The organism is Autumnicola edwardsiae (assembly GCF_031846505.1).
Taxonomy (GTDB): domain Bacteria; phylum Bacteroidota; class Bacteroidia; order Flavobacteriales; family Flavobacteriaceae; genus Autumnicola; species Autumnicola edwardsiae.
On record NZ_JAVRHP010000244.1, the window covers coordinates 1 to 1217 of the forward strand.

The 1217-nt window shown below is 36.5% G+C and carries 2 protein-coding genes; one reads left to right on the forward strand and one right to left on the reverse strand.

All coding sequences use genetic code 11. From position 1 onward, the window contains the following. On the forward strand, positions 1-469 hold a 469-nt coding region (locus RM529_RS17405), incomplete at its 5' end, for a TraM recognition domain-containing protein (RefSeq protein ID WP_311486005.1). A 1-nt stretch (position 470) separates the two neighbouring features. Here the strand turns inward: RM529_RS17405 and RM529_RS17410 are convergent. Then, on the reverse strand, positions 471-1217 hold a 747-nt coding region (locus RM529_RS17410), incomplete at its 5' end, for an AAA family ATPase (RefSeq protein WP_311486006.1).

Sequence of the window (1217 nt, forward strand, 5' to 3'; positions counted from 1 at the left end):
CCGCATTCCGGCAACATTGAGAAGCTACAATATTGCTACGATTTATGTAATGCAGGATAAAATACAAAACGATATGATGTATGGCGATAAGGCAAGCAAGGCAATTTTGAGTAATTTATCATACCAGTTTTTTGGTAAAGTAAACGACCCAGACACCGCCAAATACTACGAACGCTTTTTTGAAATCATCAAAGACCCAACCAAAAGCGTAAGTCGTGGTCATAATCTGGATTTTGATACACGTATTACCACAGGCGAAAAAGAAATCCCGAAAATTAGAGCAGACGTTTTCTTTCGATTAAAACAGGGCGAATTTATAACCTATGCTGATGGTAAGGATAAGAAAGTGCAGTTTAAATTGTCAAGAATTCAGCGGCAGCTTCCTGAAGAATCCAAGCAATTTTCTCAGGCGGATTTAGCGGCTAATTTTGAGCGGGTTTATGATGAGGCGAAGTCTATATTTAGTTAAATTAAAAGCCGTATTTATCCTTTCTAAGTCTAAATGCCTTTTCACCACCTTCCATTACTGAAGTAATTTCGTTTTTTATTTTTTTCCTATCAATTGCGCCTTCAGCTTTTATAACACCTCTGGTTTGCGAGCTTGCATCTTTATAATCACAGCATATTACTAATTCAGCGTCACCATTTACAACTAAGTTGGCGTTATGGCTTGTGAAAATCAACTGTCTTTTCTTTTTAGCATTCCAAATGTTTTTGATTATTGCATCAATCGCTCGGTTATCAATGTCATCCTCTGGCTGGTCTATCAATAAAGGTATTCCTGGTTGATTAAGTAGAACTGTAAGAAGTGCAGTAGCTTGTTGTCCAGCAGATGCATCTCGAAAAGGAATTTCGTCCCCAAGCTCATTATTTGTTGTATAAAAGAATTCTGGATTGAATTCCAATTCCGTTGCTGTTAATTGCAACCAATCATCAGTAGAAATTTTGGATTGAATTTTTAGCTTATGGTCTTCAGAAAATCCTGCTGAATCCAAAATTGGTGTTGCAGGTAAATCTTCTGGATTATCTTCATCCAGCTTGAATTCAGCCAATAGTCGTAGTTCTTCTGAAACAGCTATAAATTGGGTAATAGGGTCTGCTTTACTGCGAATATTTTCCAACAATGCATCTATTCGTTCTTCCCTAATTCTTGTTCCTTCAAGAATAGAACGAAATTTTTCTTTGAAATTTGCAAGATTGATGTTCTTAGTGACTAT